Source organism: Streptomyces sp. NBC_01635, assembly GCF_045209715.1.
Taxonomy (GTDB): Bacteria; Actinomycetota; Actinomycetes; order Streptomycetales; family Streptomycetaceae; genus Streptomyces; species Streptomyces hirsutus.
On the sequence record NZ_CP109277.1, the window covers coordinates 419,417 to 446,393 of the forward strand.

A 26,977-nucleotide genomic window follows, 5' to 3' on the forward strand; every position below is an offset into this window, starting at 1 on the left:
GGGTGGGAGGATCCTCGGGCTGATCACGGTGGAGGGGGTCATCCGTGGAGGGCATGTCGCCGTCGTACAAGGGGCACCGGTATCCGGTCGAGATCATCTCCCACTGCGTGTGGCTGTACTTCCGCTTCCCGCTGTCGTTCCGGGAGGTCGAGGAGCTGATGCTGGAGCGCGGCATGATCGTCTCGTACGAGACGGTCCGCCGCTGGTGCGCGAAGTTCGGTCAGCAGTACGCCAACGGCCTGCGCCGCCGACAGCCCCGGCCCGGCGACAAGTGGCATCTGGGCGAGGTCTTCATCAGGATCAACGGTGAGCGGAAATACCTGTGGCGGGCTGTCGACCAGGACGGGATGGTGCTGGACATCCTGGTGCAGAGCCGCCGGGAAACGGCTGCGGCCGGGCGCTTCTTCCGCCGCCTGTTGAAGAAGACGGGCGAGGTGCCGTGGGTGATCGTCACGGACAATCTCTGCTCCTACGGCGCGGCCCACCGCGAGGTCATGCCCTCCGTCGAGCACCGTTCCCACAAGGGCTTGAACAACCGGGCCGAGAACAGCCACCAGCCCACCCGGCAGCGCGAACGGGCGATGAAAGGCTTTCGCAGTGTGGGCGCCGCGCAGCGGTTCCTGGCCGCGTTCAGCGGCATCTCACCCCACTTCCGGCCCCGCCGCCACCCGAGACCGCCCCCGGCTACCGCGCCGAGATGACCGTCCGCTTCGCCCTCTGGGAGCAGGTCACCGGCGTCACCGGCCGGCCTGCCGCGGCCTGAGCCCAGGGCCGGCACCCGGCCCCACCACACCTCGACACGCCGTCAGACACCCACACACCCAAACAACGTGACAACGCCCACCCGCGCGGTGGCCTTCTAGTCAATCCTGCGCTGCCTGGGCCACGGGCCGGCGCGACGGGCACGCGGCGGGTCGGCCGGCTCGCCGCGTGCGGCGGCGGACCGGCGGTCGGCGTGACCCGCTACTCGTCCTCGGACAGCGTGATGGCGCCCACGGGGCAGGCGCGGGCGGCCTCCCGGACCAGCGGGTCGCCGGCACCGTCCTCTCGGCCGGGCAGCAGGGCGCTGAAGCCGTCGTCGTCCTGGGTGAACACTCCCGGCGCGGTCAGGGCGCACTGTCCGGCGCCGATGCAGCGGTCCTTGTCGATCTCGATGTGCATGACGGCAGCCTCTTACCAGCTGACGGGGAGTTCCAGCATTCCCTGGATGGTGTTGCCGGGTTTGAAGGGGATCTCCTCAGGCGGGGCGGCGAGCCGGAGCCCGGGCAGCCGTTCGAGGAGCGTGCGCAGGGCGATCTCCAGCTCGGTGCGGGCGAGGTTCTGGCCGAGGCACTGGTGGATGCCGAAGCCGAAGGCGACGTGGTGACGGGTCGAGCGGTGGAAGTCGAGCGTGTCGGGCGCCGGATAGACGTCCTCGTCGCGGTTGATGACGGAGGTGGAGAAGACCACGCCGTCCCCGGCCCTGATCGTGGTCCCGGCGATCTCGATGTCCTCGGTGGCCAGCCGCAGCAGCCCGTCCGCGATGGACAGCATCCGCATGAGTTCCTCGATCGCGTCCGGCAGCAGCGAGGGGGCGGCGCGCAGTTCGGCCAGCCGGTCGGGGTGCAGCAAGAGCGTGTAGGTGCCGAGGGAGATCATGTTGGCCGTGGTCTCGTGACCCGCGACCAGGAGGATTATCGCCAGCGCGGTCAGCTCCTCGCGGTCCAGCTCGCCCTCGCGCAGCCGCTGCTGGACGAGTTCGTCCAGCAGGCCCTCGCCGGGCTGCCGCTGCTTGTGGTCGATCAGTTCCTCCAGGTACGCCGCCAGCCGGTCCCGGGCGTCCTGCGTCTCCTCGGCCGTCGGTCCCCGCAGCAGCCGCCTCGACTGCTCCTCGAAGAACTCGTGGTCGGCGTAGGGCACGCCGAGCAGGGCGCAGATCACCATGGACGGAACCGGCAGCGCGAAGGCGCGCACCAGGTCGACGGGCGGCCCCTGCGCGATCATCGCGTCCAGCAGTTCGTCGACGATCTCCTGGATGCGCGGCCTCAGCTCGGTGGCGCGCTTGAGGGTGAAGCTCGGGATCATCATCCGCCGCTGGGTGCGGTGCTTGGGGTCGTCGACGCCCAGGAGTGCCGTCTTGCGGTCGCGGACCGCGGCGAAGCGGGGCGTGGTGGCGGGGAAGCCCGAGCGGGTGCGGTCCGTGGACAGCCGGGGGTCCGCCAGCAGGTCACGGGCGACGGCGTGACCGGTCACGAGCCAGGCCGGGCGGCCGTCGTAGAGCTGGATGCGGGCCAGTGGCCGGGCGGTGCGCAGCGGGTCGTACCCGGTGGGCGGGTGATAGGGGCAGGTCCGGTCCTGGGGGAAGGAGACGGGCTCGGACAGTTCGGTCAGGTCTGTCATGGAAGACCTCGCAGACGAAGGATGCGTCGTGCCGATCTTCATTAGATGCCCGGGGCACCTAGGGCACGACATGAAGTTCGGCCAGATCGGGGACCTGCGGGATCTGGCTGGGAACCACCCATTCCGCATCGTAATTCGGTTGCCGCCCGAACGGCGCGGGATACAGGATCCGGCCATGTCCACGACCGATGTGTTCTCGCCGCTGCCGTCCGCCGCCGACCTCTCCGCGCGGTCCCGGCAGCAGCCCGGCCGTCCCCGGAGGCCCGGTCCGCCGCGGTCGTGAGCGCCGCGTTCGTCGCGGGCCTGCTCGCGGGCTACGGCATCGCCGTGCCCGTCGGCGCCGTCGCGACCTGCCTCTCCGGGAGGTGGCACGTGAGCGTGCACCAACCCGCATCAGCCGTACTGCGACCGGCGCCACCCGGCCCGGGGCGGCGGCGACCTGTGCGGCGGTGACCTGCCGCTGGGCCGGGCCCGTCTACAGGCGCAGCAGTCGCTCCGTGATCTCCCGGTACTGCCGCAGCGCGTGCCGGAACTCCTCCGCCTGCGCCTGGGCGTCCTGGTCCTGCCAGCCCGCACGCAGGACGCGTCGCCGTTCCGCGAGGGCGCTCGCGAGCTCTGCCGTGACCTCGTCGAAGGCGCTCTCGGCCGCCTCCAGCGCCTCATGCGGGGTGTCGGCGAAGTCGAGGAGGGCCTGCCGCAGGAGCTGGGAGACCCGGTCCCGCTCCTGGGCGGGCAGCAGCGGCTCAGGCCCCGGGGCCCGGCGTGCGGCGGCTCCGACACCCTTGTCCGGAGGCTGCTGGGCGCGTGCCTGGTCGTACATCATCGTGTGCCACTTCCCTGTGCGTCGCGCCAGCCGAGTGCCACCCGGCCCTCGTCTGGATCAAGCCGGGCTCGCGGGGCCTGAGCCGAACGAAAGCCCTTGACGCTCATGGCCCGCCTGGTCGGCCTACACCGTCCCGCCAGTCAACGCCCGGCGACGCACCCTGTCAACGAACCTCTAGGACGGGCGAGTTGCGGAGCGGCCACCCGTCCGGGAGACGGACGGAATCCCGACGGCACGACCCGGCCCCCTCCTCGTGGTGACGGACGCCCGGGACGACGGGGAGGGGGCCGGTCCGGGGCGGGGTGCGCCGGTGCCCCGGCCATCGTCGAATGGCAAGGGTTCGTCGGGGCAGAGGGTGGCACTTGTCCCCGAGTGGTGGACACCTCTAAGCCCGGCCATGCGAACCGACAAGCTGGCCATCGCCTACCAGGCCGCGCTCCACCTTGCAGCCATCCTCATCCGGGCCCGGCGATAGCTCGCTGTCTCAGCGATCGACCGCCCAGCACGCGTTGGTGGGCCAGGATCCCGTGCTGACAACGTGCTCCACGATCTTGAAGCCTCACCGATCGGCACGGTGTCTTCGTCCGGGCACTCGTCGTGCTGCCCGTTGGAAAGGGCGAACCCATCGCTCGACCCGTCGGCTCCCGGTTCCACGGCATGCTCGCCAGGGTCACCCTCTCCGGCAAGCAGCATCACCCTTCTACACCGCCCCCGCCGCACCGGAGCCCACGACCACCCCCCAGACCGAGAAGTGCCCCGAAGACACTGGCCGCTGAAGCGCGGAGAGGTCTCCCCGTCCTTGCCTCCCTCTGCCGGCGGCAGGGCCGCTTGGGCCGCCCAGCGGGTCCTCTGCCGCCATCCGAGCACCGACCTCGCCTTGCGCGCCGCACTGTTGTTGGGGCTCCTTGAAAATGGCTCTGCCCGAAGTTCCGTGAACGATCTTGAGCTTGGTGTAATGCCGGGGTGATGCTGAGTGCCGGGAATCGGTGCGGCTCGGTGTGTGGACGGGGACGAGCGGAGAGATGGCGGCAGCAGAGCTTCGGGGTGCCGTGAAGGGACCGGCGCGGTTGGTCTGGGAGCTGATGCCCTGGAAGGCGTCGGACCGTTGTGTTTCGGCATGCGGATCACTGAGGTCGCCGCAGTGCTGCCGGGCATGACCGAGCTGCGTCGGTTCCAGGCCGACCCCTCGTTTCCGGAGACCCTCGGTGTGGAGTTCGGTACGGGGCGTGCGGAGCCTGCGGTGTACGCCTACTTCGTCGACGGCCGGTTGTTCTGCGTCGCGGTCGACGCGGCCCATGGGCCCCAGGTAGCGCTCTGGGGATGGGAGTTGACCGCCTGCGTCCCAGCCGACCTGGAACGGTTCCTCCTGCACGCTCACGGGTGCGGGGTGCTCGATGTGTCCTACGGCCCGCGGGGGAATCCGGGAGTCAACGGGCTCGGTCTGGTGGTGCGGGTGCAGGAGGTCGCCGGCGGCGTGGTGACCCGGCCGGTCATGGTGGGCCGGACCTGGGCCGACCGGTGCACCGACGACTGGGAAGGCGCGATCCCGGAGTGCGAATGGGTGGGCCGCCTGTGGCCCCATCCAGGTTAAACGGGATCCTGGCCCCCGCCCGGCCACAAGACGCACTGGGACGGCTGGCAACCTCCTTTCTGGTAGGACTCCGTTAGATCTGTCTCGGTCTTGGTGTCGTGCGTGTCCTGCTGGGCAAGGGCTGGCGGCAGGTGGTGCAGATGCCGGTCCAGCGCCTCAGGACGTCCTGGAGAGCGTCGAGGATCTGGTGGAGGGTGAGTTGGGTGTGTCGGCTTTTGGGGCCAGCCGCTGTCCGGTGAGGAACGCGTGGGCGACGGTGACCAGGGTGGCGTGGTGGTGCCAGCCGTTCCAGGAGCGGCCTTCGAAACGGTCCAGGCCCAGGCCGTGCTTGAGTTCGCGGTAGTTGTGCTCGATTGTCCGCGCTGGGGATGTCCGAGTCGGTCGACGCAGGCGCAGGCGCGGGCGTGCCGGGCCGGGCCTCCAGGACTGCCCCGGGACGCGGTCGGCCTGGGTCGGCACGCGCAGGAGCTTGGCGAGCTGGAGCACCTTCGTGAAGCGGCCGGTGTGGTAGGTGCCGGTGACGGCGCCGGAGTGTGAGCGGCACGGTGATTCGGGCTGGGCCACGCATCGCGGGCATGGGTGGCGCTCGACATCGTCCGCGTCGTTCGGTTGTGGTCGGGGAGCCGGGGCACGACAACGTGGCCCGGCTCCCCGACCTTGGCGCCCGCGGTGGCGATCGCATGGGGACGAGGCTGGAAGACATGCCTCAAGAGTCAGCCGAGCAGCGCAGTTGCTTCGACTTCTACGAGTACATCCTGCTCGAAGAGGTACTCGACACCGATCAGGGAGGCCGGCGGCATGGGGAGCTGGAGCCCGATCTCGTCGGCGACGGCTTCCACACCGGCCATAAAGTCGCCGATTTTCTCCGGGCTCCAGCGGGTCACGTAGAACGTCAGGCGCAGCACGTCTGCGAACGACGCGCCCGCGCCCGCCAGCCCGACGGAGGTGTTGCGCAGTGCCTGGGCGACCTGCCCGGCCAGGTCGCCGGGTGCGACCGGAGTCCCATCGGCCCGGCGTGCGACCTGCCCGCTGACGTGGATGTGTGTCGCGCCGGTGCCGACGGCCACGTGGTGATATGGAGCCGGTTGCAGCATGCCCTCCGGCGTGAAGTGCTGGACAGTCATCAGTGTTCTCCCTCTGAGCTAGGTATCCGTAAGCTACTTAGTGGAAGAAGGACACTTCAACGAGACCAGGTTTCTCCATGGATACCGAGGAAAAATTCCTCATCGGCCCTCCGCATCGCGAACTGCTCGACCAGGTCCTCGACAAGTGGTCGCTCAGCGTTCTCAGCGAACTGTGCGAACGTCCGTGCCGCTTTAACGAGTTGCGCCGAGCCATCCCGCAGGTCACGCAGAAGTCGCTGACCGCGACACTTCGGCGACTCGAGCGAAACGGCGTGATCGAGCGCGAGGTCGTCTCCACCCGCCCGGTGGCGATCAGGTATCAGATCACGCCACTCGGCAAGACCCTGCGGCCTCCCGTCGACGTGTTGCTGGCGTGGGCCTCGGAGAACATGCCCACTATCACACGCGCCCGTGAAGCCTTCGACATGCGGGAAGAAGCAAGCGGCTGAGTCTTCCCCCGCCCCGGCTGGCTGCGGAGGAACAGAACCCTGCGGCCGCTTCAGTTCGCACGAAGAATTGAGACCTTGCCCGGGCGGTCCCGTCACCTTGCGGCGCCCCGGCCAGGGCGTGTCAGACCGGGTTCCCTGTTCGGACCCAACAGCGGCGGACTCAGCGAAGAGCAGCTCGGGGCGCGTGGGCACCTCACCGAAGGCACTGTAGGTAGCGGCTTGCTCGTCAGTCAGAAATCCCACCGGCACAGCCGGACCGTCTACCGCGAACGCTACGCGGTCGAATGCGGGATCAATCGCCTCAAGCGCCACCGTGCGGTGGCCACCCGCTATGACAAGTTGGCCGTCCGCTACGAGGCCACCGTGCTGGTCGCGGTCCTGAACGAATGGCTATGACCAGCAGCGGAATCGTCCTCGTCGGTCACCTTGTAGCCGGGGACAGAGGGCCAGCGGACCGTCAGAACCACGGACTCTTCCTCCGCGAACCAGGAGTGATCGACGCCCTGGCCCCACACGACGTAGTCCCCCTGCTCGGCCAGGAGAACACTGCGCCCGGGCAGTTCCACTCGGAAGCGCCCGCTGATGAGGACCAGCAGGGCGGTGCGCTCTTCGCCGGTCACCCACCGAGCCCGCTCATCGCCCTGCGGGTGGACGCCCCATTTGATCTCTACGCCCTCGCTATGCCGAGGATCGGAGGCGTCCTTGAAATGTCCCAGCAGCCACCCCCGGTCCAGTGCCGCGTCCCTGCCGGCATTGCCCACATACACGCTGTCGGTCATGGCTCCGGAAGGTAGCAGCCAGCCAGATCAGCACTCGCAGCGGCAACTGCCGTCACTTTCGCAACAGGCTCTAGCTTGATCTTTAACCTCGGAGGTCGAACGACTCCTCGTACTTGATCACTCGGGCTGGTAACTGCCGTATGTGAAGGCGGCCTTCGGCTGAGCATGTGATCCGACCAAGGAACACACAAGCTCAGCGCGAAGGCCGTGGGGATGAGTCTGCTGCATCACGTCGTCCGGCAGGATCCGTTTGCGGAACTGTCATGCTTCCGGGGTGAGTTCTACTCCTGTCTGACCAGGCGAGCGGATGCGTTGTTCGAGCTGGCCGATGCCGTGCTGTGTGCGGATGGCCCGGTCCGGTCGCTGGTGGAACTGTCGCTGGTGGGCGAACACCGGCGCGGGCACGGCGGGCTCTACGACGCCCTGTCCGCAGGCCGGGTCGACGTCGCCCGGCTGCGACGGGCCCTGGCGACGGTGCCGCTGCCGCGGGCGGCGGACGGCCGGCTGGTGCTGGCCGCCGACCTCACCTGCTGGCTGCGGCCCAGCGCGCACACCTCACCGCAGCGGATCCTGTGCCACACCTACGGCCGGGGCAAGGACCAGCACATTCCCGTGCCCGGCTGGCCCTACTCGGTGATCTGCGCGCTGGAGACGGGACGCAGTTCGTGGACCGCGCCGCTGGACGCATTGCGTCTGGCCCCGGGCGACGACGCCGCCACCGTCACGGCCGGACAGATGCGTGAACTGGTCGAGCGGCTGGTCTCGGCCGGGCAGTGGACGGACGGCGACCCGGAGATCCTGATCGTGGTGGACGCCGGATACGACGTGCCCCGCCTGGCCTTCCTGCTCAAAGATCTGCCGGTGCAGGTACTGGGCCGGATGCGCTCGGACCGTGTCCTGCGCCGTGCGGTCCCGCCTCGCGAGCCCGGCGTGCGGGGCCGGCCGCCCCGCCATGGAGGGGAGTTCGTCTTCGGTGACCCGGCCACCTGGGGCACACCCGAAGCGCAGACGGTGACCGCAACCCGTCTCTACGGCACCGCCACCGCCCGGGCATGGGACCGGCTCCACCCGAGACTGACCCACCGCTCTGCCTGGACTTCCCAGCTCGGTGCCCTGCCGGTCATCGAGGGCACCGTGATCCGTCTGCAGGTCGAGCATCTGCCCAGCGGCGCGACACCCAAGCCGGTCTGGCTGTGGTGGTCGGGCACCGACGCCACCACCGCCGACGTCGACCGTCTGTGGCAGGCGTTTTTGCGGCGCTTCGACATCGAGCACACCTTCCGCCTGTTCAAGCAGACCCTGGGCTGGACCTGTCCGAAGATCCGCACCCCCGAAGCCGCCGACCGCTGGACCTGGCTGATCGTCGTCGCCTTCACCCAGCTCCGGCTCGCCCGCCCGCTGGCGGCAGACCTCCGGCGGCCGTGGGAAAAGCCGACCCCGCCCGACAGGCTCACCCCGGCCCGCGTCCGTCGCGACTTTCGGCACCTCCGGCCAAGGCCGCCTGCCCGGCCGGAGCACCGAAATCCTCTCGGCCCGGCCCGGGACGGCCACCCGGCCGCAGGAACAACCAGCCCACCGCACGCTACGACGTGCACACCGTCCGCAAACCCGGCCCCACAAAACGACGCACGAAGAAGTCCACGACTCCACGCCCCCGCCGCACAGGTTAAAGATCAAGCTAAGGGCTGTCCCTCAAAAGGCTGGCTGGCGCCCGCGCCAGGTGCTGAGCGGGATACTCGCGGGACTCCGGCGTGGGGCTGTGACAGCCTGCGGACATGCCAGAGCTGCGTGTTCATGCGGGTCGTCACTACGCCATCCAGTTCCACTACGCCTTGCCGGACGACGCATGGTGTGTGGAGCTGAGCGAGGCCGTCCCGGCGCCGGCCGCGTGGGCTGAGATCCCCAGTGCCGAAACGCATTTGCCTGGAGTGGCCTTCCTGGTGGCGGTGATACCCGACGAGGATCCAGACCTGGAGCCGACCGTCCACATCCACAGCCACGACGAGCACGCCATCCCCTACAAGATCATGCGCTGGTTCATGGAGCACGTGGCCGGGCAGGTTGAACGCTGCCGCATCGGCTTCGAGCAGAGAGAATCCGAAGCAGTGGAATGATCACGCAGTGACTGGTGTGATCACGGCGTCGGAGCCCTCCTGGATAGCCCCGTTCAGCGGGCTCAGCCCGCGGCAGTTCGGCAAGCTGATCACCGCGCTCCGGCGCGAGGGCGCCGCCCCGGTGCGCAGGGGCCGGCCGTGGAGCCTGCCGCTGGAGGACCGGGTCCTGCTGGTCACGGCGTACTGGCGCACCAACCTGACCCTGCGCCAACTGGCGCCGCTGTTTGGGATCTCGAAGTCAGCGGCCGATCGCATCATCGACCGCGCCGGTCCGCTGTTGGCGCTGCAATCCAGGAAGCGGTTCCGCAGGGATACGGTTCTCATCGTCGACGGCACGTTGGTGCCCACCCGCGACCACAAGATCGCGGAGCAGTCGAAGAACTATCGCTACTCCACCAACCACCAAGTGGTCATCGACGCCGACACCCGCCTGGTCGTCGTGGTCGGCCGGCCCTTGCCCGGCAACCGCAACGACTGCCGGGCCTGGAGCGAGTCCGGCGCCAAGACCGCCGTTGGCACCACGACTACCGTCGCCGACGGCGGCTACCGGGGAACAGGGCTGGTCATTCCACATCGCCGCCACGCGAAGGACGAGAAACTGCCCGCCTGGAAGCAGGCGCACAACAAGTCCCACAAGCAGGTCCGGGCCCGTGTTGAGCACGTCTTCGCCCGCATGAAGACGTGGAAGATCCTTCGCGACTGCCGACTGAAAGGCGACGGTGTCCACCACGCGGTGCTCGGCATCGCCCGCCTGCACAACCTCGCACTCACCGGGTGACGGCGACGGTGTTCATCTCACGGACCAGTCTGCGCCGTTAGTCCGGCGGCGTGTGGCGGGGCCATGGTCTGCCCGTGCGGTCGATTGCAGTGGCCCGCAGCAGCTCCAACAGATGGCAGCCCGGGTACGTGCCTAACACGGGGAACTTCCACCGGTAGTAGCAGGACCAGTAGCTCACCACCCGGCGCTCGGTCCGCGCGAAGAACCCCGGATTCCGCGCGATGAAGTCTCCGTATGCCAGCCGCTGAGCAGACCGCTTGGAGGACAGGTCGGAAAGGCCGTGTTGGATGGACTCCAGGATCTCCAAGACGTACTCGCCGGCCAACTGCACCACGAACGGCACCACCCACGGCTCGTCGGAACTGGCGATTTGCTCCAGGTGACGCTGGCGGACCAGTCCGTCGCTGTGCCGTGAGTACAGGCAGTGCAGAATCGCCTGCTGCACCCCCGTCAGCGCGCACCACGTCAACGGGCAGCTCATCCTGATAGATCCGATACGGAATATCGCGGCGAGGCCGGCCGCGCGGAGTCGGCCGACCAGGTCGTCGTGGCGGCAGGCGGTGATCTCCGAGCCGCGCGCGGGTCAGGCGGGGGAGGTCCACAGCAGCCGCCCCTTGACATCGGTCAGGGCGATAACCAGCAGCTCGTGCCGTTTGTGCTTGGCCGACCAGCGGCGTCTCGTCGGGTGGCCGGTGCGGCCGCGGTGAAGCGCGTCAATTCTCGCGGTGAAGCGCGCTATTTCTCAGCTGGGGTAGGGGCTCGGGGAAGGCGTAGCTGGAAGCATGCTCCGAGGGGCCGGGGGGTGAGGATGAGGGTGCCTCGGTGGCGGTGAGCCAGGTCGCGGGCGATGGCGAGGCCCAGGCCGGTGCCGCCGTGGTCGCGGGAGCGGGCGTCGTCGAGCCGGACGAAGCGTTCGAAGATGCGCTCGGCGTCCTCGGTGGGCACGCCCGGTCCGTCGTCGTGCACCGTGAGGACGACCCAGGCGTCCTGGTTTTGGATGGTGATCTGGATGCGGTGTGCGGCGTGGCGGGCGGCGTTGTCGATGAGATTACGCAGCAGCCGCTCGTAATCGTCCCGGTTGCCGTGTACGGGGGCGGGGCCGGTGCTGTCGCAGGTGAGCGCCAACGGCCGCTCGGTGAGCGTGTATTGCCCGGTCAGCCGGGAGGCGAAGGCCGCCAGGTCGATGGTGTCGGGCCGAACCACGGGGGTGCGGGCGTCGAGGCGGGCGAGCAGCAGCAGGTCCTCGGCGAGAGCGTGGAGGCGGCGGGTCTGCCGTGCGGCGGTGGTGGCTGCGGCAGGCCAGTCGGTGCGTTCCGGATAGGCGAGCGCGACTTCCAGGCTGGCCAGCAGTGTGGTGAGGGGGCTGCGCAGTTCGTGGGCGGCGTCCGCGACGAAGCGGCGCTGCTGGGCGGCGGCGTTGTCGAGGCGCTGGAGGGTGGTGTTGATGGTGGTGGCCAGGGCGGTGATCTCGTGTCCCGTGGCGGGGACGGTGACGCGTTCGCGGGGGTCTCTCGCGGTGACCGAGGCGGTGAGGACGCGGATGGCTTCGACCGGCCGCAGCGCGATTCGGACGGCGAAGTAGGCGGCGGTGGCGAGCAGTACGAGGCTGACGAGGCCGGCGCGCAGCAGCAGGCGGTCGGTGGTCTCGGTGATTTCCTCGGCTGTGTGCGGGAGCACCACCACATAGACCCGCAGCTTGGCGTCGGCGGCGATGCCCAGATCGGCGACCTCGTCGCTGCTCAGTTCATCGGCCTCGATGTCGACCGCCAGGACCCGATACATCCCGCCGGCCATGTCGCTTCTGATCCCGGGGTTGTAGTCACGGTTGACAGGCAGGCGGACGTAGTGGGGCGACCCTTCCCCGGTCGGGGCGGGCATCACGTGGTGGGTGCCGGGATCGAAGTCCTCCATGCCTCCGCCGTAGGCGACGGCGGTGCGTCGGCCGGTCGCGACGACTTCGTACGGCACGGTGCTCGCGCGAGCGGGGACCACTCCCTCTCTCAGCTGGTCGCTGAGGGCAAAGAGCTGTGCCACGGCCTGTTCGGTGGCGATCTGCGTGCTCTGGCGGTAGACGTCGCGGTGTACCCACCAGCCTATGGCGGTCAGGATGACGGCGGCGGTCGAGGCAACGGCCAGGGCCGTGCGGGCTCGCACCGACCGTGGCCACCAGCGGCGTCGCGGCTCAGTCGCGTTCACGGTCGTCCACCAGCCGGTATCCGGTACCCCGTACGGTCTGCAGGGACTGCCGGTGGAACGCGGCGTCCACCTTCTTGCGCAGTGCGCTGACGCGCGCCTCCACCAGGTTGGGATCCTCGGCCTCGTCGGGCCACGCGTGATAGAGCAGATCCGCTTTGGAGACTGCCTGGCCCGCCCGGCGGGCCAGCAGCTCCAGCACGGCGAACTCCCGGGGTGTGAGTTCCACCCGGGTCCCGGCCCGGCGGCAGACCCGGCCGGCGACGTCCAACGAGAGGTCGCCCACGGCGAGGACGGGTGGGGCGACCGTGGCGGCTCGTCTGACAAGGGCCCGCAGCCGTGCGACGAGCACCATGTAGGAGAAGGGTTTGGCCAGGTAGTCGTCGGCCCCCGTGTCCAGTGCCTCTGCCTGGTCCCAGTCCCCGTCCTTGGCGGTGAGTACCAGGATGGGGGTCGCGTTGCCCTCCCGGCGCAGCTGGGCGCAGACCTTGTAGCCGTTGAGTCCGGGCAGCATCAAGTCCAGTACGACAAGGGCGTATTCGCCGGTCCGGGCCATCCACAGTCCCTGTCGGCCGTCATGGGCGAGGTCGACGCTGTAGCCCTCGGCGGTCAGACCGGTGTGCAGGGTGTGGGCAAGGTCCACCTCGTCTTCGACCACCAGGATGCGCATGTGGTGCAGCCTTGCACAGCGCCGGCCCGCCTTCCTGATCGGCCGGTCAGGTTGGGTCAGCAACCGGTCAATGAGGGCCGGGCACGCTGGCGGAGTGTCTTCGCCACTGCTGAAAGGCCTTGTCGCCGATGTCCGTTGATGAACGTGGCCCCGCCGTGGCCAGAATGGTTTCCCCTCCCGTACCCGCCCGTCGACCATCACCGAGCCCGGCCAAAGCAGTTGTTTTCATCGCGCCCTTGTCACTGACCATCGCTCTAGGGCTCTGGGGCATCCGCAGGAAGAACAGTATGTGGGGGGACGAGTCCGTCACCTATCAGCTCGCACACCGCGACCTTTCGCAGATATGGCTCACCGCCCAGCATGTTGATCTGGTCCATGCCCTCCACTACACCGTGATGCATGAGATCTTCGGTCTCTTCGGCGGAGGGCTGCTGACGTTGCGGCTGCCGTCTGTGCTGGCGATGTCCGTGGCGGCGAGCGGAGTCGGGCTTCTGGGGCTACGCCTGGCGGGACCCCGTGCCGGGCTGCTGGCCGGGCTGGTGTTTCCGCTCCTTCCCCAGGTCCAGAAGTACGCGCAGGAAGGCCGCTCGTATGCCATGGTCTGTGCCCTGGTCACCTGGGCCACCTATGCGCTCGTGGTCAGCGTCCCGCATCGCGCCCGGTGGCGGTGGGCGGTCTATGGCTCCACCATGCTGCTGGCCTGTCTGCTCCATGAGTTCGCGGTCCTCGCCCTGGTTGCACACGGCGTCACGCTGGCCGTCTCCCGTGTTCCACGACCGGTGCTGAAGGCGTGGAGTGTGACTGCCGCGGGCGTTGTGGCCGGGCTGTTGCCGCTGGCGATCTGTAGTGCGGGGCAGTCGGGGCAGGTGTCCTGGATCGACGGACCGGTGCGGCTTCCTGGTTTCCTGACCGTGGCGGTCGTGGGCGTGGCGTGTGCCCTCGCGCCCCTGGGGGCGAGGGGACCCGTGCGGCTTTCCGTGCTGGCTGTGCCGATTGTCGTGCTTCCGGGCCTTCTGCTGCTGATCGCCTCACTGGTCAAGCCCCTTTTCGTCGACCGGTATGTGCTCTACAGCAGTATCGGAATTGCGTTGCTGCTGGGCGCATGGATGGATTACTTCCACCGGCTGCAGCAGTCTTCCCGCAACGCGTGGATCGCAGCGGTTGCCGTACTGGCCGCGCTCGTCCCGCCGAGCCTCTCGCTGAGGACGCCCCAGAGCCGGAGTAATGACGTCACCGCCATCGGCGCCGCCGTACGCAAGGAAGGCCGTCCCGGCGACGGGCTGCTCTATCTCTCCGGCCAACACCGGATCTTGACCGCGGCCAACCCCGAGGACACCCGTTTTCTGACAGATCTCGCCCTGGCACAGGATCCCGTTTCGTCGAACACACTTGCAGGTGTCGAGCTTCCCGCCCAGGATATTGCGGCACGCATGCTGGAATTCGACCGGATCGTCGCGGTCCGCGCGGCGGGTGCGCACTCGCCGACCAACCCGCAGGAGGAAGCGAAAAAAAGCACCCTGCGGCGCCACTTCCGCAAGTACGGAACAACCCATGTCAACGGGGCGCGAGTCACCGTCTATGTCCGAGACTACGACCCGTCTCCGAAGGCCGGTCCTGGATCCAACAGCCCGGGAGCGAGCGGTGGGGTGATGAGGTGACGGCGGTGGTGCCGGCCCGGCCGGCACCACCGCCGTCACGCTGTCTCGACCCGGAAGCCTTGGACCTTGACTTGCCGGTCGCTGCTGCCGTGGGAGGCTGCGGCTGTTCTGCGCCGCTGCCCAACTCATCGCGACGGCACGCCGGCGGCACCTGCGATTCGCCCGCCACTGGCCATGGACGGAAGAGATCACCGACACGATCAGTCGGCTTGGCGCCTTCCCGGACCCAGGCTGACCGACAACAGCCTGGGGAAGATCAGGGACGTCCGGGATGTCGGCGATGTCGATCTCCTCGAACCCCGAAAAGCAGCAGAGCCACCGACCGGACCGTGGCAACCGGCGCCCACCCGATGCGACGAGCGGGCCGCCTGCGTGCCCGCACACGCACCGCGACGACGAATGGGGTGGCGACCGAAGCTGACGACCGAACACGAAAGGCCGAGGGCAGAGCTGGACGTCATCGCCCATGAACTCAACCATTGTCCGCGCAAGATCCATGACTATCGCACTCCGGCAGAGGTCTACGCTGACCTCCTGAACAGCGGTGATGCGCTGACCGCTTGAGCTCGCCGTCGTTTGGCGACAGACGGTCCGTGCGCCTGGGCAGCCGGGACGGGTCTCAAGGGGTCCGCTTCGGTGCTGCAGCGTTGTCGGGTCGGTCTTCTGGACCGCGGTGAACTGGGCCGTTCTCGGCCGGGCTCGGCTTGGACAGCTTGAGTCCGGCGATGCAGCCGATGATGCCGGCCAGGAACAGCACTTTGAGCGCGCTCGCCGCCTCGCCGCCGGTGGCCATGGCCCAGGCCACGGTGAGCGCGGCGCCGGTGCCGGTCCACACGGCGTAGGCGACGCCGATGGGGATGTGCTTCGCGGCGCGCGACAAACCGATCATGCTCAGGATCATCGCGATGAAGAACACCATGCTCGCGACGGGCTCGGAGAGTCCGTCGCTGGCGCCGAGGGCGGTGGCCCAGACGGCCTCCAGCACGGCACTGATGAAGAGAATCAACCAGGGCATTCAGCTCACCGCTTTCAGTCCGACGACGCAGCCGATCAGGCCGGCCAGCAGGGCCGCGCGGAGGGGCGTCAGCTTCTCCTGGCCCCGCACAGCAGCGATCACGACGGTCAGCACGGCACCGATGCCGACCCACACCGCGTAAGCGGTGCCGGTGGGCAGCGAGGTCATCGCGTAGGCCAGGCCCGCCATGCTCAGCGTCATGGCGACGGCGAAGACGGCGGTCGGCGCGAGCCGCCGGAATCCCTGGGACATCCCCAGGGCGGTGGCCCAGACGGCCTCCAGCACAGCGGAGGCGATCAAGACGATCCACGCCATGCGCACGTTCCTCTCCACGTTTCCGTACGGCTGTACCAAAACGAAGCTAGCACGTAGTCGTACAGTCGTGCGACAATGGTGTCATGCCTCGCGTGATCGACACTGATGAACGCAACCGCCGGGTTGCGGAAGCGGCGTGGAGAGTTCTGGTGCGCGACGGCATCCCGGCGCTGTCGGTGCGCAAGGTTGCTGCCGAGGCAGGACTGCCACCAAGCTCGCTGCGCTACACCTTTCCGACACAGGCCAGCCTGCGGATCAGGGCGTACGACATGGTGGTCGAGCGCCTGGCCGACCGGGTCGCCGCCATTGCGCCGGGTGACGACTGGGCGCGGGCGGTACTGCTGGAACTGCTGCCGCTGGATGAGCCGCGGCGCTTGGAGATGGAGATCACCGTGGTCCTTGGCACGGCCGCGATGACGGACGGCGACCTGCGCGCGACGCACCACAGGGCGCACCGGGCCGTAAGGGGCCTTTGCGAACGGGTGGTACGCGTACTGGGCGTGGCCCCGGAGGAGATCCGGATCGAGACGCAGCGCCTGCACGCGATGGTGGACGGGCTTGCTCTGCACATGATCCGACAGGGTGAGGACGAGGACACCGACTGGGCCGTACGGGTGGTGGACACCCACCTGACGAATCTGAAACAGGCCCCGTCACCTCAGGTGCTGCGACCGGAGCCCAGGTCGCCATCCTCCGCTCGGTCGGCGCCAGGTCGAGAACGATGAGGCCAAAGAGGCAGCAAGTCCGACGTTGTGCGGCTTGTGGCCCCACCGGACAGCGTTGTGCGCTGCCTGGCAGTGGACCGCGACGTCCGCGAAGCGGCTGACGAAAGCAGCGGCGGCGAACTGATCAGTGCCCTGGTTGGCTACTGACACTCACTCCTGCCCGCCGTCGTCGTCCGCGTCCAGCTCCGGCGCGTCCGAGTCGCGCAGCGGGCGCAGGGCGCCGGCGGCCGGGGTCGAGGCGGTGAAGCTGTACCGGCCAAGCACGTTCAGATTGCGGTGCTTGAGCGGGGACAGGCGGGTCACGTCCGCATCGCGGACCTCGTGTCCCTCGGCGCGGAGCTGGGGGACGGCGGCGTCGATGTAGCGGGTCGTCCAGAGCACCACGGCGTTCAGGACCAGGCCGAGCGAGCCGAGTTGGTCTTATCCGAACTAGCCCAGCATGGCCTTGAGCTAGCGGACTCACTCTTCTCCACCACGGAAAGTAGTGGTGGAGAAGTTGGAGAACTGGGTGTCGTCGGGCGTGTCGGCACTACCCTCCCGAAGCAGCCACGACCTACGGATAGCGATGTACCTGAAACACCATCACTGGCACGGTTCGGCTCTTAACCTGACTTGATGGACACAGCTGTCGAGATTGTGGGCGCCCGGACGCGCCAGCTCTTCTGGGCGCTCAGCTCCGGCATCGAAGTAAATCCCCTGCAAGCGTGCCGGGCGGGAGCGGGATTCTCCCCAGTGGAGGTCTCGCAGGTTCGCTCGGGTGGGGCCCGCAAACAGGTCTTCAGCTCCTTCGTCGAGGGTGTCGACTGGACCGACGAGGGGCAGGTGCAGCGGGCTCTGCGCGCGTTCGAGGGCATGCTGGAAGAGTGCACCGGCTCCTACGGCTGGGGCGAGACACTGGCGAAGATCACAGCCGCGCTGGCCCGGGACGGCTACCAGGTCAGCCCGTCCCTTCAGATCCTCCCGGTCTGCGAGTGGCGGCCCGAGGTGGCGCGGCACGACGCCAAGGCGTACGCGGAATCCCTCCGGCTTCTGCGGGGTGCCCGCAACGCGATGGAGCGGTCGAATCTCCTGACCACCAGCATGTCTGAGGAACGGCTGCGAGACGTGCTCCTCGTCGCCCTCAATGCCTACTTTGAAGGGCAGTCCACCGGCGAGACCCTTAACGGCAAGGGCAAGACCGACATCCTGATCCGAATCGGAGACCGCAACGTCTCGATCTCCGAGTGCAAGTTCCACGACGGGCCGAAGTCGGTCACCGAAGCGCTGGACCAGCTGCTCGGGTACACGGACAACGGCGGTCGCCGGACGTCTCTGCTGATCTTCTACCGGGAGAAGGACCCGGACGCCCGGATCGCCGACACCATCGCTGCGATCCGGGCCCACCCGCACTGCGAGTCCTTCGACTCCAGTCGCGCCGACGAAGACCGGCAGTGGGGGTTCGTTGTCCGGGGCAGTGGAGACCCGGGCAGGGCTCCCCGCGCCGAGGTGGCGTTCATCCCCTTCGTCATCGCCTGAACACGCCGGTGGGAGGCGCACAGCGTGTTGCGCGCCTCCCACCGGCCGACCGATTCACGGACAGCTGTCACTCCTCCTTGGCCGGTTCGGGGGTGACTCGGTCGCCGGTCTCCACCAGCCGACCCCACCGAGGAACGGCCAACCTCGACAGATCCCGCCTGGGCGCACGTTCGTCCATCACGACCGCAGACCGTACTGGGCGACAACCTCACCTGTGCCCTGAATTGCACAATTAACCTGCTTCGTTCAGTCAACGGGGCGTGCGCTGCCCGATGCTCTGGCCCGACCCCACCCAACGCGACCGGATGGTCGAGATCCGCGACAACCTCCTCGCCCGCATCGCCGAGGCCGAGCGTGAAGGCTGACTCGGCGAGGTCGAAGGGCTGCGGGTCAGCCTCGCCGGCGCCGAAGACAAACTCGCCCAGATCGACCGGAGAGGCGGCGACCGGACCGTCGTCGACCTCGGGATTCCCACTCCGCCGCGAGCTTCCAGTGCCTCAAGCAGCACCTTGTGAAGGCGAAATGATCGGAGAATATCCCTGGGCGCCGCGAAGCTACACCGCCTACTCTCCACCCCATGCGCAGTGTGTTCGTGTTCCCCACAGGTGAGCGAGCTGACACCGTCGCCTCCCTTGATCGGCACCTCCCCCAGCAGCGCGATCCCTGGACGCTGGACGGCAACCTCTACATCGAGATCGACGATGAGCAGACCGGCGGCCTCTTCTCCGACTGGGATCCCGATGACGTGACGGTCCTCGAAGCGGCCGTCGGACACCACCCCACCTGGGCAGTGCAGATCGACATCTCCGGGCGGATCGACGGCACCGCAGAGGTTCACCAACTGGTCGCGCTGCTGCTTGAGCACGGAGGCGTGGCGACCGACGACTACTCCGCCCACCCCTGGACCTTGCAGGAAATCGAGGCTGGAGCAGTGAACGACGGTTTGTGCTTCTTCGACTTTCGCGCCCACCGCGAACTCAACCGCGAGTAAGAACGTCCTGGCTCAATCACCACTCGAGGGAAAGTTCAGAGAATTCGGCATCGAGAGCTTCTACTGCCGTCCGGGCATCGACGGCGCCCACGAGAAGGACGGCGTCGAGGGACAGGACGGCTACTTCCGCCGCAACCACTTCGTTCCCGTCCCCGAGGTCGCCTCGCTCGCCGAGCTGAACGAGATGGTCGAACAGTGGGACCTGCAGGACGACACACGCCGCATCGGTGCCCGGCCCAAGACCGTCGCCGAGTACTTCGCACTCGAACAGCCGCTACTGATGCCACTGCCCGAGGAGCCGTTCGAGACGGGCCGGCTGTTCACCCCGCGGTTCGACCGCTACGGCCAGATCCCGGTCCGCACCAACCGCTACTCGGTGCCAATCCGGCTGATCGGCAAGCGGGTGCGGGTCGTCCTGCACGCTTCTCACCTAGTGGTTTATGACCAGAACGTGGAAGTGGCCCGGCACGAGAGGCTGATCGCCAAGGGCGCCGTCCGCCTGGAGCTGGATCACTACCTGAAGGTCCTGGTCCGCAAGCCCGGCGCATTTCCCGGCGCTGTCACGTTGTTGGGTATGTGAGTGTCCGATGGCGCGTCGGGGCGTGGTGAGGGCCGGTGTTCAGGCCTCGGCAGGCCGGCCGACGGCGCCGGTGATCTGGTCCCAGAGGGCGAAGCGGATGGTCATCTCGGTGCGGTATTCGGTGGCGGTCATCCGGTGGCGGCGTGGTCGGAAGTGGGGGGGAGATGCCGCTGAACGCGGCCAGGAACCGCTGAGCTCCGCCGACGCTGCGGAAGCCCTTCATGGCGCGTTCGCGCTGCCGGGTGGGCTGGTGGGGGTTCTCGGCCCGGTTGTTCAGGCCCTTGTGGGAGCGGTGCTCGACAGAGGGTATGACCTCGCGGTGGGCCGCGCCGTAGGAGCAGAGCTTGTCGGTGACCACCACCCGCGGCACCGTGCGGGTCTTCTTGAGCAGTTTGCGGAAGAAGCGCCTGCCCGCGGCCTTGTCCCCCTTCGGCCCCGGACCAGGAGGTCGAGCACGGTGCCGTCGGCGTCGACGGTCCGCCACAGGTAGTGCGGCTCTCCGTTGATCTTGATGAAGACCTCGTCCAGGTGTCACGTGCCCCCGGGCCAGAGCCGGCGGTGACGCAGGCCGTTGGCGTAGGTCTGGCCGAACTTGGCGCACCAGCGGCGGATGGTCTCGTGGGAGACGAGCACGCCGCGCTGGAGCATCAGCTCCTCGACCTCTCGGGACGACAGGGGGAAGCGGTGGTACAGCCACACGCAGTGGGAGATGCTCTCGACCGGGTACCGGTGCCCCTGGTACGACGACGGCGGCGCGCTGTCCACGGACGGCTCCTCCCAGCATGACCAACCAGAAGATCATCCCACCCAATCGGCCAACGTGACAGTGCCGCGCGGGCGTCCCCGGCAAGCTCTGATCGAAGCGAGCGGCCGGGCTCAACTGATCGTGGCCGGGACGACTTCGCCGGACTGCTGCTGGGCTCGATCAGCCAGGCCGTTTTCCACCACGTGCACTGCCCGGTCACCGTGGTGCGTTCTGGCCTGTGAAGCGCGCTGACCGTGCCACACGCCCTGCTTCCCAGGCACCGAAATTGCCCTGATCAGCATGGTCGCCGTCTGCTCGTGCCTCCCAAAGGGAAGTGTCCCCGTCGGCGAGGAAGCCGCAGGCGGAGGCCATGGCCGGGAGGTGGAGCACCGTAGGCCATCCCTGTCGTGTGCCGCCGGGAGAGCCAGTCGATATCGTGCGCGGTGACGATCCCGCAGAGGCGTCCGCCGTCCCCGCAAACCGTCTGTGTCAGGCAGCGAACAGGCAGGCGGCTTTCCGATGCAGGCCGAACGGCCTCGGCGGCCTGGGCCTGTGGTCGACAAACCGGTGGCTCGCGGCTCGGAGGGCGACTGATCGGCAGCACGGGTGGCGGTCACGCCGCGTCGCGCTTTCCCGGCGGGTCTCGCGGCAGCGGACAGGCGCGCATCGTGGCCGCGACCTGGGCATCCGGCTCTGCTGCGGCGCAGCGCCATCTCGACCTACACGGGACACGCCGACCGGGCTCCTTCGACGGCGGCGGCCGCATCCGCCCCATACCCTCGGCGCTGTGACGCTGACAGACGGAACGTACCGGCTCGGGCCATCGACCGGCCGCCTCCTGATCAGGACCGGCCGCACCGGGCTGGGCCGCAGGGCGGGGCACGACCTCACGATCGAGGCCACCCGGTGGTCCGGGGAAGCCGTGATGTCCGTCGGTCACCCCGACAGGTCGTCGGTGGCTGTGGCGGTCGAGACGGGCTCACTGGAGGTCCAGGAGGGAACGGGCGGGCTGAAAGCACTCACCGATGCCGACCGGGCCGAAATCAAACGGACTCTCGAGGGCAAGGCTCTGCTGCACACCGCAGAGCACCCCACGATCACCTTCCGTTCCACCGGCATCACGGGCACGCTGCAGTCCTTCGAGATCACCGGGGAGCTCACCATCAGGGGCCGGACCCACCCGGTGACGGTGCACGGGAAAAGCAATGGCGACGGGCTGTTGCGCGGCTGGGCGACCGTCACGCAATCCACCTGGGGAATCAAGCCCTACACCGCGTTCCTGGGTGCGTTGCGGCTGGCCGACGAGGTCCGGGTGGAGTTCGAGGTGGCCAGGCCCGAACTGGTGGACGGGGCTGGATGACCACCCGGCTCAAGGCTTCGGGCGCGGCGACCGCGCGGCCGCCTACTGTAGAGGAATGAGCGAGTTCGGAGGAATGAGCGGGATCGTCGTCGTGTACGAGCTCGACAAGCCGATGGCCCCGCGCATTCCCCCGGGGATACCGGCTTGTGCGGAACGGCCTGTCCGCAGGGTGCACGCAGCGCCCTCCGCCCCGGGAACACCCGCCACCACGGGACCGCGGACCCTCTGCGGCAAGGACACCTTCGCCATGGAGAAGGCCAGCTGGAAGCCCTCCGAGCACCCCGGGGCGCCCTGGTACCCCGCGGGGTACGCATCCGTGGTCTGCCCCGACTGCGATGCCGTGATCGAGACCTGACCGGCATACCGCCAGCCCGATGTCGCTGCTCTGCGGGGAGCATTCCGCCAGGGTCCCCCACCCCCGTCCACACGCTCGTGCGAAAGCGGTCCCGACCCACCGTCGACACGCCACCGCGAGCACGAGTTGCAGCACCCAGCTCGCCGCGCGGCGGCCGCTCCGAGTAGAGGCTGCCGTTCTCCACAGCCTTGCAGCGCCCGCGTTTTGCTACCCTCACCGCCTTTGTTCCACGCACTCCTTGAAATGCTCCAGATCGCTCCGGACGAGCCGCTCGATCGCGTTCGCCTGGGCGAATCCCTTCGGCCCGCCGAGGGCCTCCCTGATCGCGCCCGGGTCGTACTCGAGCCTGGCCTGGACCCGGGTGTGGTTCTCGTCGATCGGCTTCAGCGAGACGGAACCCACCAGCTCGGGGGCGCCCGTGGTGTGCCACTCCATCACGCCTTCCCCCCTGCGGTCCGAGACCTCGGCCTCCAACTCCCGGACCCGGCCGTCGGCCTCGACCTCCAAACGCGCCCGACCCCCCGCCTCCGTACGGACCTCGCGCACTCCTTCCACGAAGCGCGGATAGTCCTCCACCCGGTGGAGGCTGTCCCAGACCGTGTCGATCGGAACTCCGACGTCGATGTGTTCTTCGAGAGTGCTCATGGCCTACCTCCATGTTCGGCCAACGACATGGCCATCTACATCCAGTGTGCGCCCGGTAATAGATCATCGACCGAAATACGAGAGGACTGACCACCATGTGACTCACTCAATGGCCTGGCCTGGCCTGGCCCGGTCGGCTTCCGGGCCCCTTCCGGGCCGAGGCCGCCCGCGATGCCGCACCCCGGGACTGGACTCGCCCGGCGACCCCCTGCGGATCTCGGGCTGGGAACCCCGGAAGGACCGGAAGCTGCGGGCCGACCGGTCCCGGCGCATGCTGGTGCCATGGACGTGTGCCCACCTGTGGTCGTGCATCCGCCGGAGTCGGTCGGCGGTCGGCGGCTGACCATCCACGGCGCGCGCGTGGGCATCGCGTACAGCCTGTTCGACGTGCTGGACTTCCTGCATTGTACGGGCCTGCCCGCCCAGGATCGGGCAGTCGACGACCCCGAGCTGATCGAGTGGCGCGTCGGCGGACCATATGGCTGGAACAGCACGGCGTAGCCACCGTCGCTCCGTCTTTCCCCGACATCGCGTATCGTCCCGTGCCCACTCCGCAGCCCGCTCGTTCATGCGCCGCCGGTCCCGGCGCACCTTGCACGCAGGAACCGGTCACCTCCCATCGGTCCGGGGGCAGCGGGATCCGGCGCTCGAGCCTGGCCGTCCCCTACTCGTCTCCGACGCGTACGACCGCCAGCGTGATGTTCTCGGGCCTGCCCGCCGCGATGGCGGCCTTCCACAGCTCAAAAGCCGCCCGGCCGTCCTCGTACTCCCCTCCCCCATCACCTCGTCGAGCACGTCGGTCGTCAGCAGGTCGGTCAGGCCGTCTGTGAAGATGAGGTAGCGGTCACCGGACGCCACTGGGGTGGCCGTCACGTGAGGACGGATGGGACGGTAGACGGGGGTGCCGCCCAAGCACAGGGTGATGAGGGGCGTGGTGCGCTCCCCGGGATCGAGCAGGGGGGCTGTCGTCGACGCTCATCTGGCGCAGCCCGCCGCGGGAGGCCGCGAAGACCCGGCTGTCACCCACGTTGAGCACCGGCAGCGAGCCGGGCTGGACGACGACGCCGGCGACCGTCGTCCCCGTGGTTGACAGCTCGCTGCCGAGGCCGCCGGCGGCCTCGCACACGGCGCGGTTGCAGGCGTTCAAGGCGTCACGGACAGCGTCCTAGCTGCTCAGGGCGGGACCGATCGATGCGATCCGGCGGACGGCCATGGCGCTGGCCATGTCGCCGCCCGGATGTCCGCCGAGCCCGTCGGTGACGGCGACGACGAGGGGCATCCCGAGCGGGAAGACCTGGGTCTGCGGATTCTCGGTCACGGTGGTGCACAAGGTCCACGGTCCGACGACGAGGCTGTCCTCGTTCCCCTCGCGGAGCAGCCCGGAGTGGCTCAGCACACTCACAGCGACATACGGCATGGAGCCCACCGCCTTCCCGCACCGGGCACATCGACGCAGGCCAGGCTCCCGATCCAAGTCTAGGAGCCGCCCGGTGCGACGGCTCCGGCTCCCACGCCACTAAAAGCGCCGAAGCCGGCGCGGTCGCCAACTCCCATGAGGTCAGCGAATCGTGGGCACTTTCCGTGCGCGAGAGGCCGGTGCCTTCCAGACCTACGTTGTGATTCCTCGGCTCGGCCCGGGGACGGTGTTCGCACCGCTTACGGTTCCGGACGACTCGACAGGAGAGCCGGCTGCCGAAGCTCGCACCGCCAGGCCGCACACTGATCCGGGCGAGCCTCGGCCGGGTGTGGCTTCTGGAGTGGGGCTAGTACGTTGTCCGGGACGTCGTGGACCATCGTGGACGATTCCGGTCGCCACACCTCTTGGCGGGTAGGCAGCGAGACGCGCTCCCTTCAGAGTTCTCCTCGGGTACCGGGAGCGGCTGCCGGCATGGCGTGGACGTGTCGATCTTTGGTGCGGTTCGACTGAGCCATTGAGCCGTGGCCCTGGCCTCCCCGTGGGTCGGTACGGATACGGCAAGGAGGCGGAAGGGAGCGCCGGGCCGGAGTTCGACGCACACGACGGGTCTGCCGGGCCGGATGACCACGAAGTCCATCCCGGCGTGATGGCTGCGCGTGCCGATGCACCGGGCCCCGGGGATCCAGAGGCCGCGCTGCCGGACTCCGCGCAGAGCGCGCCACCAGTTGGCTTCGACCGTCACCCGGCACACCGCCGTCAGCGGCACGCGCACGTTGCCGCGGCGGGCGGCTGCCATTTCCCGCCACGACAGGTGTACGACCAAGTCTTCACCCTCGACGAACATCCGTGCCATCGCTCGCTCCTCCCTGCCATCCCCCGGGCTGCGAGCCAGATGATGACTCGCGCTCTGGCCCGTGGGCACTGGCTGCACTCACACGGCCGGGAGCCAGCGACAGCATCGCCGCTGTCTGCGAGCGAAGAGAGGGATCGTCTCGGCCAGCTGGTCACGCAGGCACACACCCGCATCGACCCCGGCTGCCCGCGGACCATCTGGCCTGCCCTGACCAGTCATCTCTGAGTCTCTCAAGCGAGCCGGTCCGCAACGGCAAGCAGCACAGCAGCGGCAACAATCACCGTTGAGCAGATGACCATCACGGCCCGGCTTCTCCCGCCGTCACGCTGGACGCCGGCGCCCAGGTCATCCCGCTCGGGCCGGGAGCCGGTAAGGCCGAGCGGTGCCGCATACGGCACTGCGTCGTCGAAGCGAGGATTCACGCCTGGGCCAAAGTGTGATGAGGGTTTCCGACACAGCACAATCGCCGTCATCACCCGTTCAGCCCACACGCTGGCCCCACAACGGCGCCGCGCCCGCCCGGGTCCGCGTGCGAGGGTCAGCCGCTTGGGAAAGGGGAATACATTCTCTTTCCCGCCTGTCGCCTTGGCACAACAGGGCAACAGGCGTCCGGGAGTGGTGCGCCCCAGCCGGTCGCGGTCCAGCCTCCGGGCGATCTTGCTCGGTGTCCCTCAGGATGGTTCCCGGTTGCCCGGCCGCCCGAATGGCCCGGCGGCAGCCGTGTCCACCTGCGCGGCCCTCTGGCCGACCGCCTGACCCCCAGGGAGCACACCTCATGGCAGTGATGACGGATGCGGTCGTACCGGCGTTGGAGGATGCCCGCGAGGCGCATGAGGCGGTCGTCGACCGGTTCAGGGCCGATGCGACGGTCACGCCGGCCGGCCCGTACCGGCAGATGCTCGAGCGCGAGGTGGACGACGTCCAAGACAGCCTCCAGCGCATCGAGGACCACGTGCGCGATCTGCGGCCCCCCAGCGGGCTTGTCGGGGACAGCGTCGATATCGTGCGGCTCATCTCACGCAGCGCCGTGCGCACCGCCATGCTGCCGCTGACCATCGGATCCACGCTCGTGACGGACATGCTGCGCGGCCGGCGGCCGAACGACGAGCGGCGGCTGCTGAGGAACGCCGAAGACGAGTACGCGGTCACAGCCCGGGCGCTGGCGGCCTGCCGGGCCGGGGAGAGCATCGCCGAAGAGGTCCGTGACCAGGCCACCGCCGATCTGCTCGCCGCACTGCGCCGCCAGGACGAGGAACTGCTCCAGAGGCTGGAGGACAGCGTCGCCCAGAACGCCCGGGCCGTGGCGGCCGCGGCCAACGGCTTCGTCCAGGAGAACGGCGGCGGCTGGGCCGACGCGGCCGCCCGCGCCGTGCGGACCGCCGCCGACCGGGTGCAAGACGTTGCGCAGACCGGCGGCCGGCGGGCCCGGGGTGCGGCCGGGGGCGCTGTGCGGGAGATGCCCGAGCCGACCCGCATGGCCGAAGAAGAGATCCAGGGTGCGGTGACCCGGGAGGAGGAGTTGCCGATCCTCCGCTTCAGCCAGCTCAGCGTCGACGAAATTCAGCAGCGACTGCGCACACTCTCCCAGTCGGACCTGACGGTCATCGAGGGATACGAACGCACCCACGCCAAGCGGCCCGGAGTCCTGGACTCCATCGAGCAGCTGCGCGGCAGCGAACCCTGGCCCGGCTACGACACCATGAGCCCGGACGAGATCACCGCCCGGTTACAGAACGTCCCCGCCAGCGTCGCCCGCCAGGTCCAGGAGTACGAACGGCGCCACCAGGAGCGCCAGGAGGTCGCCTCCGCCGCCGAAGCGCGCACCGCCCGGTGAACCAAGCGGGTGAGCGTGCTGTCGGCGGCGGGTGAATGCGGACAGCCCCTCACCCTGCAGTCCGCGCAC

General features: G+C 68.7%; 25 protein-coding genes and 6 pseudogenes. 16 read left to right on the top strand and 15 right to left on the bottom strand.

Translation table 11 applies throughout. The annotated features are described in order from the left end of the window. Positions 1 to 53: 53 nt before the first annotated feature. Positions 54 to 763 (top strand): annotated as a pseudogene (locus OHB56_RS02070) (IS6 family transposase). Between the two features lie 200 nt (positions 764 to 963). Here OHB56_RS02070 and OHB56_RS02075 read toward each other — a convergent pair. The 3 genes from OHB56_RS02075 to OHB56_RS02085 all read right to left on the bottom strand — a co-directional run bounded on the left by OHB56_RS02075 (position 964) and on the right by OHB56_RS02085 (position 3,202). Then, a complete protein-coding gene (locus OHB56_RS02075; protein ID WP_055571498.1) occupies positions 964 to 1,161 on the bottom strand; it encodes a ferredoxin in 198 nt (65 codons plus the stop codon). 12 nt (positions 1,162 to 1,173) lie between these two features. Next, positions 1,174 to 2,379, bottom strand: coding sequence for a cytochrome P450 (locus OHB56_RS02080; protein ID WP_406351290.1), 1,206 nt, complete (start codon positions 2,377 to 2,379; stop codon positions 1,174 to 1,176). A gap of 475 nt (positions 2,380 to 2,854) precedes the next feature. Then, entirely contained in the window at positions 2,855 to 3,202 is a 348-nt protein-coding gene (locus OHB56_RS02085) for a hypothetical protein (protein WP_326756798.1), read from the bottom strand. Between the two features lie 1,117 nt (positions 3,203 to 4,319). On the opposite strand from OHB56_RS02085, the gene OHB56_RS02090 reads away from it, so the two are divergent. After that, positions 4,320 to 4,793 carry a hypothetical protein gene (locus OHB56_RS02090; protein WP_406351292.1) on the top strand — a complete coding sequence of 158 codons (474 nt, stop codon included), beginning with the start codon at positions 4,320 to 4,322 and terminating at the stop codon, positions 4,791 to 4,793. A gap of 156 nt (positions 4,794 to 4,949) precedes the next feature. Here OHB56_RS02090 and OHB56_RS02095 read toward each other — a convergent pair. Beyond that, positions 4,950 to 5,147, bottom strand: a pseudogene (locus OHB56_RS02095) (IS701 family transposase); the annotation flags it as partial. Positions 5,148 to 5,506: 359 nt separating this feature from the next. Beyond that, positions 5,507 to 5,917 (bottom strand): RidA family protein, encoded by a 411-nt coding sequence (locus OHB56_RS02100; RefSeq protein WP_326756801.1) that lies wholly within the window; start codon positions 5,915 to 5,917, stop codon positions 5,507 to 5,509. A 77-nt stretch (positions 5,918 to 5,994) separates the two neighbouring features. Here OHB56_RS02100 and OHB56_RS02105 point away from each other — a divergent pair, with 77 nt between their 5' ends. Further along, positions 5,995 to 6,366, top strand: coding sequence for a winged helix-turn-helix transcriptional regulator (locus OHB56_RS02105; protein ID WP_406351294.1), 372 nt, complete (start codon positions 5,995 to 5,997; stop codon positions 6,364 to 6,366). A 350-nt stretch (positions 6,367 to 6,716) separates the two neighbouring features. On the opposite strand, the gene OHB56_RS02110 is transcribed toward OHB56_RS02105, so the two are convergent. Then, a complete protein-coding gene (locus OHB56_RS02110) occupies positions 6,717 to 7,145 on the bottom strand; it encodes a signal peptidase I (RefSeq protein ID WP_406351296.1) in 429 nt (142 codons plus the stop codon). Between the two features lie 213 nt (positions 7,146 to 7,358). Between OHB56_RS02110 and OHB56_RS02115 the strand changes: the two are divergent. The 3 genes and pseudogenes from OHB56_RS02115 (at position 7,359) to OHB56_RS02125 (ending at position 10,037) form a co-directional block, all read left to right on the top strand. Continuing rightward, positions 7,359 to 8,815 (top strand): annotated as a pseudogene (locus OHB56_RS02115) (NF041680 family putative transposase). Positions 8,816 to 8,920: 105 nt separating this feature from the next. Next, entirely contained in the window at positions 8,921 to 9,259 is a 339-nt protein-coding gene (locus OHB56_RS02120; protein ID WP_406351298.1) for a hypothetical protein, read from the top strand. Positions 9,260 to 9,266: 7 nt separating this feature from the next. Continuing rightward, positions 9,267 to 10,037: a transposase gene (locus tag OHB56_RS02125; protein WP_406351300.1), complete on the top strand. Its 771-nt coding sequence runs from the start codon at positions 9,267 to 9,269 to the stop codon at positions 10,035 to 10,037. A 37-nt stretch (positions 10,038 to 10,074) separates the two neighbouring features. Here OHB56_RS02125 and OHB56_RS02130 read toward each other — a convergent pair whose 3' ends face one another. The 3 genes from OHB56_RS02130 to OHB56_RS02140 form a co-directional block, all read right to left on the bottom strand. Next, positions 10,075 to 10,482, bottom strand: a complete 408-nt coding sequence (locus OHB56_RS02130; protein ID WP_326756769.1) for a hypothetical protein — start codon at positions 10,480 to 10,482, stop codon at positions 10,075 to 10,077. Between the two features lie 290 nt (positions 10,483 to 10,772). After that, a complete protein-coding gene (locus tag OHB56_RS02135; RefSeq protein ID WP_406351302.1) occupies positions 10,773 to 12,233 on the bottom strand; it encodes a sensor histidine kinase in 1,461 nt (486 codons plus the stop codon). Then, positions 12,220 to 12,900 (bottom strand): response regulator transcription factor, encoded by a 681-nt coding sequence (locus OHB56_RS02140; RefSeq protein WP_326756767.1) that lies wholly within the window; start codon positions 12,898 to 12,900, stop codon positions 12,220 to 12,222. The genes OHB56_RS02135 and OHB56_RS02140 overlap by 14 nt, the downstream gene beginning before the upstream one ends. A gap of 128 nt (positions 12,901 to 13,028) precedes the next feature. Here OHB56_RS02140 and OHB56_RS02145 point away from each other — a divergent pair, with 128 nt between their 5' ends. Beyond that, positions 13,029 to 14,558 carry a hypothetical protein gene (locus tag OHB56_RS02145; RefSeq protein ID WP_406351304.1) on the top strand — a complete coding sequence of 510 codons (1,530 nt, stop codon included), beginning with the start codon at positions 13,029 to 13,031 and terminating at the stop codon, positions 14,556 to 14,558. A gap of 619 nt (positions 14,559 to 15,177) precedes the next feature. On the opposite strand, the gene OHB56_RS02150 is transcribed toward OHB56_RS02145, so the two are convergent. Both OHB56_RS02150 and OHB56_RS02155 read right to left on the bottom strand, forming a co-directional pair. Then, positions 15,178 to 15,573, bottom strand: a complete 396-nt coding sequence (locus OHB56_RS02150) for a DMT family transporter (RefSeq protein WP_406351305.1) — start codon at positions 15,571 to 15,573, stop codon at positions 15,178 to 15,180. Continuing rightward, on the bottom strand, positions 15,574 to 15,888 hold the full coding sequence (locus OHB56_RS02155; protein ID WP_326756763.1) for a multidrug efflux SMR transporter: 315 nt from the start codon (positions 15,886 to 15,888) through the stop codon (positions 15,574 to 15,576). 83 nt (positions 15,889 to 15,971) lie between these two features. Here OHB56_RS02155 and OHB56_RS02160 point away from each other — a divergent pair, with 83 nt between their 5' ends. Continuing rightward, positions 15,972 to 16,613, top strand: a complete 642-nt coding sequence (locus tag OHB56_RS02160) for a TetR family transcriptional regulator C-terminal domain-containing protein (RefSeq protein ID WP_326756762.1) — start codon at positions 15,972 to 15,974, stop codon at positions 16,611 to 16,613. A gap of 150 nt (positions 16,614 to 16,763) precedes the next feature. On the opposite strand, the pseudogene OHB56_RS02165 reads toward OHB56_RS02160, so the two are convergent. Next, a pseudogene (locus OHB56_RS02165) lies at positions 16,764 to 17,033 on the bottom strand (Tn3 family transposase); the annotation flags it as partial. 195 nt (positions 17,034 to 17,228) lie between these two features. Between OHB56_RS02165 and OHB56_RS02170 the strand changes: the two are divergent. The 3 genes from OHB56_RS02170 (at position 17,229) to OHB56_RS02180 (ending at position 19,699) form a co-directional block, all read left to right on the top strand. After that, positions 17,229 to 18,128 carry a hypothetical protein gene (locus tag OHB56_RS02170; RefSeq protein ID WP_406351307.1) on the top strand — a complete coding sequence of 300 codons (900 nt, stop codon included), beginning with the start codon at positions 17,229 to 17,231 and terminating at the stop codon, positions 18,126 to 18,128. 577 nt (positions 18,129 to 18,705) lie between these two features. Then, positions 18,706 to 19,119, top strand: coding sequence for a hypothetical protein (locus OHB56_RS02175; RefSeq protein WP_406351309.1), 414 nt, complete (start codon positions 18,706 to 18,708; stop codon positions 19,117 to 19,119). 184 nt (positions 19,120 to 19,303) lie between these two features. Continuing rightward, complete coding sequence (locus OHB56_RS02180; protein WP_326756759.1) at positions 19,304 to 19,699, top strand: Mu transposase domain-containing protein; 396 nt, start codon at positions 19,304 to 19,306, stop codon at positions 19,697 to 19,699. A 39-nt stretch (positions 19,700 to 19,738) separates the two neighbouring features. Here OHB56_RS02180 and OHB56_RS02185 read toward each other — a convergent pair. Further along, positions 19,739 to 20,464 (bottom strand): annotated as a pseudogene (locus OHB56_RS02185) (IS6 family transposase). A gap of 76 nt (positions 20,465 to 20,540) precedes the next feature. On the opposite strand from OHB56_RS02185, the pseudogene OHB56_RS02190 reads away from it, so the two are divergent. The 3 genes and pseudogenes from OHB56_RS02190 to OHB56_RS02200 all read left to right on the top strand — a co-directional run. Further along, positions 20,541 to 20,686, top strand: a pseudogene (locus tag OHB56_RS02190) (universal stress protein); the annotation flags it as partial. A 545-nt stretch (positions 20,687 to 21,231) separates the two neighbouring features. Next, a complete protein-coding gene (locus OHB56_RS02195; protein WP_406351311.1) occupies positions 21,232 to 21,804 on the top strand; it encodes a YceI family protein in 573 nt (190 codons plus the stop codon). Positions 21,805 to 21,859: 55 nt separating this feature from the next. Next, positions 21,860 to 22,159, top strand: coding sequence for a hypothetical protein (locus tag OHB56_RS02200; RefSeq protein WP_326756757.1), 300 nt, complete (start codon positions 21,860 to 21,862; stop codon positions 22,157 to 22,159). 213 nt (positions 22,160 to 22,372) lie between these two features. Here OHB56_RS02200 and OHB56_RS02205 read toward each other — a convergent pair whose 3' ends face one another. Beyond that, positions 22,373 to 22,804 (bottom strand): SRPBCC family protein, encoded by a 432-nt coding sequence (locus tag OHB56_RS02205; RefSeq protein ID WP_326756756.1) that lies wholly within the window; start codon positions 22,802 to 22,804, stop codon positions 22,373 to 22,375. Positions 22,805 to 23,086: 282 nt separating this feature from the next. On the opposite strand from OHB56_RS02205, the gene OHB56_RS02210 reads away from it, so the two are divergent. Next, on the top strand, positions 23,087 to 23,305 hold the full coding sequence (locus OHB56_RS02210) for a hypothetical protein (protein ID WP_406351312.1): 219 nt from the start codon (positions 23,087 to 23,089) through the stop codon (positions 23,303 to 23,305). 664 nt (positions 23,306 to 23,969) lie between these two features. Here the strand turns inward: OHB56_RS02210 and OHB56_RS02215 are convergent. Continuing rightward, entirely contained in the window at positions 23,970 to 24,221 is a 252-nt protein-coding gene (locus tag OHB56_RS02215) for a hypothetical protein (protein WP_406351314.1), read from the bottom strand. A 1,628-nt stretch (positions 24,222 to 25,849) separates the two neighbouring features. On the opposite strand from OHB56_RS02215, the gene OHB56_RS02220 reads away from it, so the two are divergent. Next, positions 25,850 to 26,908, top strand: a complete 1,059-nt coding sequence (locus OHB56_RS02220; RefSeq protein WP_406351316.1) for a hypothetical protein — start codon at positions 25,850 to 25,852, stop codon at positions 26,906 to 26,908. Positions 26,909 to 26,977: the final 69 nt, after the last annotated feature.

What these genes read in the sequence shown, in the direction of transcription:
- OHB56_RS02075 (WP_055571498.1), bottom strand. Translation starts at nt 1,161, where the DNA reads ATGCACATCGAGATCGACAAGGACCGCTGCATCGGCGCCGGACAGTGC.
- OHB56_RS02080 (WP_406351290.1), bottom strand. Translation starts at nt 2,379, where the DNA reads ATGACAGACCTGACCGAACTGTCCGAGCCCGTCTCCTTCCCCCAGGAC.
- OHB56_RS02085 (WP_326756798.1), bottom strand. Translation starts at nt 3,202, where the DNA reads ATGATGTACGACCAGGCACGCGCCCAGCAGCCTCCGGACAAGGGTGTC.
- OHB56_RS02090 (WP_406351292.1), top strand. Translation starts at nt 4,320, where the DNA reads ATGCGGATCACTGAGGTCGCCGCAGTGCTGCCGGGCATGACCGAGCTG.
- OHB56_RS02100 (WP_326756801.1), bottom strand. Translation starts at nt 5,917, where the DNA reads ATGACTGTCCAGCACTTCACGCCGGAGGGCATGCTGCAACCGGCTCCA.
- OHB56_RS02105 (WP_406351294.1), top strand. Translation starts at nt 5,995, where the DNA reads ATGGATACCGAGGAAAAATTCCTCATCGGCCCTCCGCATCGCGAACTG.
- OHB56_RS02110 (WP_406351296.1), bottom strand. Translation starts at nt 7,145, where the DNA reads ATGACCGACAGCGTGTATGTGGGCAATGCCGGCAGGGACGCGGCACTG.
- OHB56_RS02120 (WP_406351298.1), top strand. Translation starts at nt 8,921, where the DNA reads ATGCCAGAGCTGCGTGTTCATGCGGGTCGTCACTACGCCATCCAGTTC.
- OHB56_RS02140 (WP_326756767.1), bottom strand. Translation starts at nt 12,900, where the DNA reads ATGCGCATCCTGGTGGTCGAAGACGAGGTGGACCTTGCCCACACCCTG.
- OHB56_RS02145 (WP_406351304.1), top strand. Translation starts at nt 13,029, where the DNA reads ATGTCCGTTGATGAACGTGGCCCCGCCGTGGCCAGAATGGTTTCCCCT.
- OHB56_RS02150 (WP_406351305.1), bottom strand. Translation starts at nt 15,573, where the DNA reads ATGCCCTGGTTGATTCTCTTCATCAGTGCCGTGCTGGAGGCCGTCTGG.
- OHB56_RS02155 (WP_326756763.1), bottom strand. Translation starts at nt 15,888, where the DNA reads ATGGCGTGGATCGTCTTGATCGCCTCCGCTGTGCTGGAGGCCGTCTGG.
- OHB56_RS02160 (WP_326756762.1), top strand. Translation starts at nt 15,972, where the DNA reads ATGCCTCGCGTGATCGACACTGATGAACGCAACCGCCGGGTTGCGGAA.
- OHB56_RS02170 (WP_406351307.1), top strand. Translation starts at nt 17,229, where the DNA reads ATGGACACAGCTGTCGAGATTGTGGGCGCCCGGACGCGCCAGCTCTTC.
- OHB56_RS02175 (WP_406351309.1), top strand. Translation starts at nt 18,706, where the DNA reads ATGCGCAGTGTGTTCGTGTTCCCCACAGGTGAGCGAGCTGACACCGTC.
- OHB56_RS02180 (WP_326756759.1), top strand. Translation starts at nt 19,304, where the DNA reads ATGGTCGAACAGTGGGACCTGCAGGACGACACACGCCGCATCGGTGCC.
- OHB56_RS02200 (WP_326756757.1), top strand. Translation starts at nt 21,860, where the DNA reads ATGAGCGAGTTCGGAGGAATGAGCGGGATCGTCGTCGTGTACGAGCTC.
- OHB56_RS02205 (WP_326756756.1), bottom strand. Translation starts at nt 22,804, where the DNA reads ATGAGCACTCTCGAAGAACACATCGACGTCGGAGTTCCGATCGACACG.
- OHB56_RS02210 (WP_406351312.1), top strand. Translation starts at nt 23,087, where the DNA reads ATGGACGTGTGCCCACCTGTGGTCGTGCATCCGCCGGAGTCGGTCGGC.
- OHB56_RS02215 (WP_406351314.1), bottom strand. Translation starts at nt 24,221, where the DNA reads ATGCCGTATGTCGCTGTGAGTGTGCTGAGCCACTCCGGGCTGCTCCGC.
- OHB56_RS02220 (WP_406351316.1), top strand. Translation starts at nt 25,850, where the DNA reads ATGGCAGTGATGACGGATGCGGTCGTACCGGCGTTGGAGGATGCCCGC.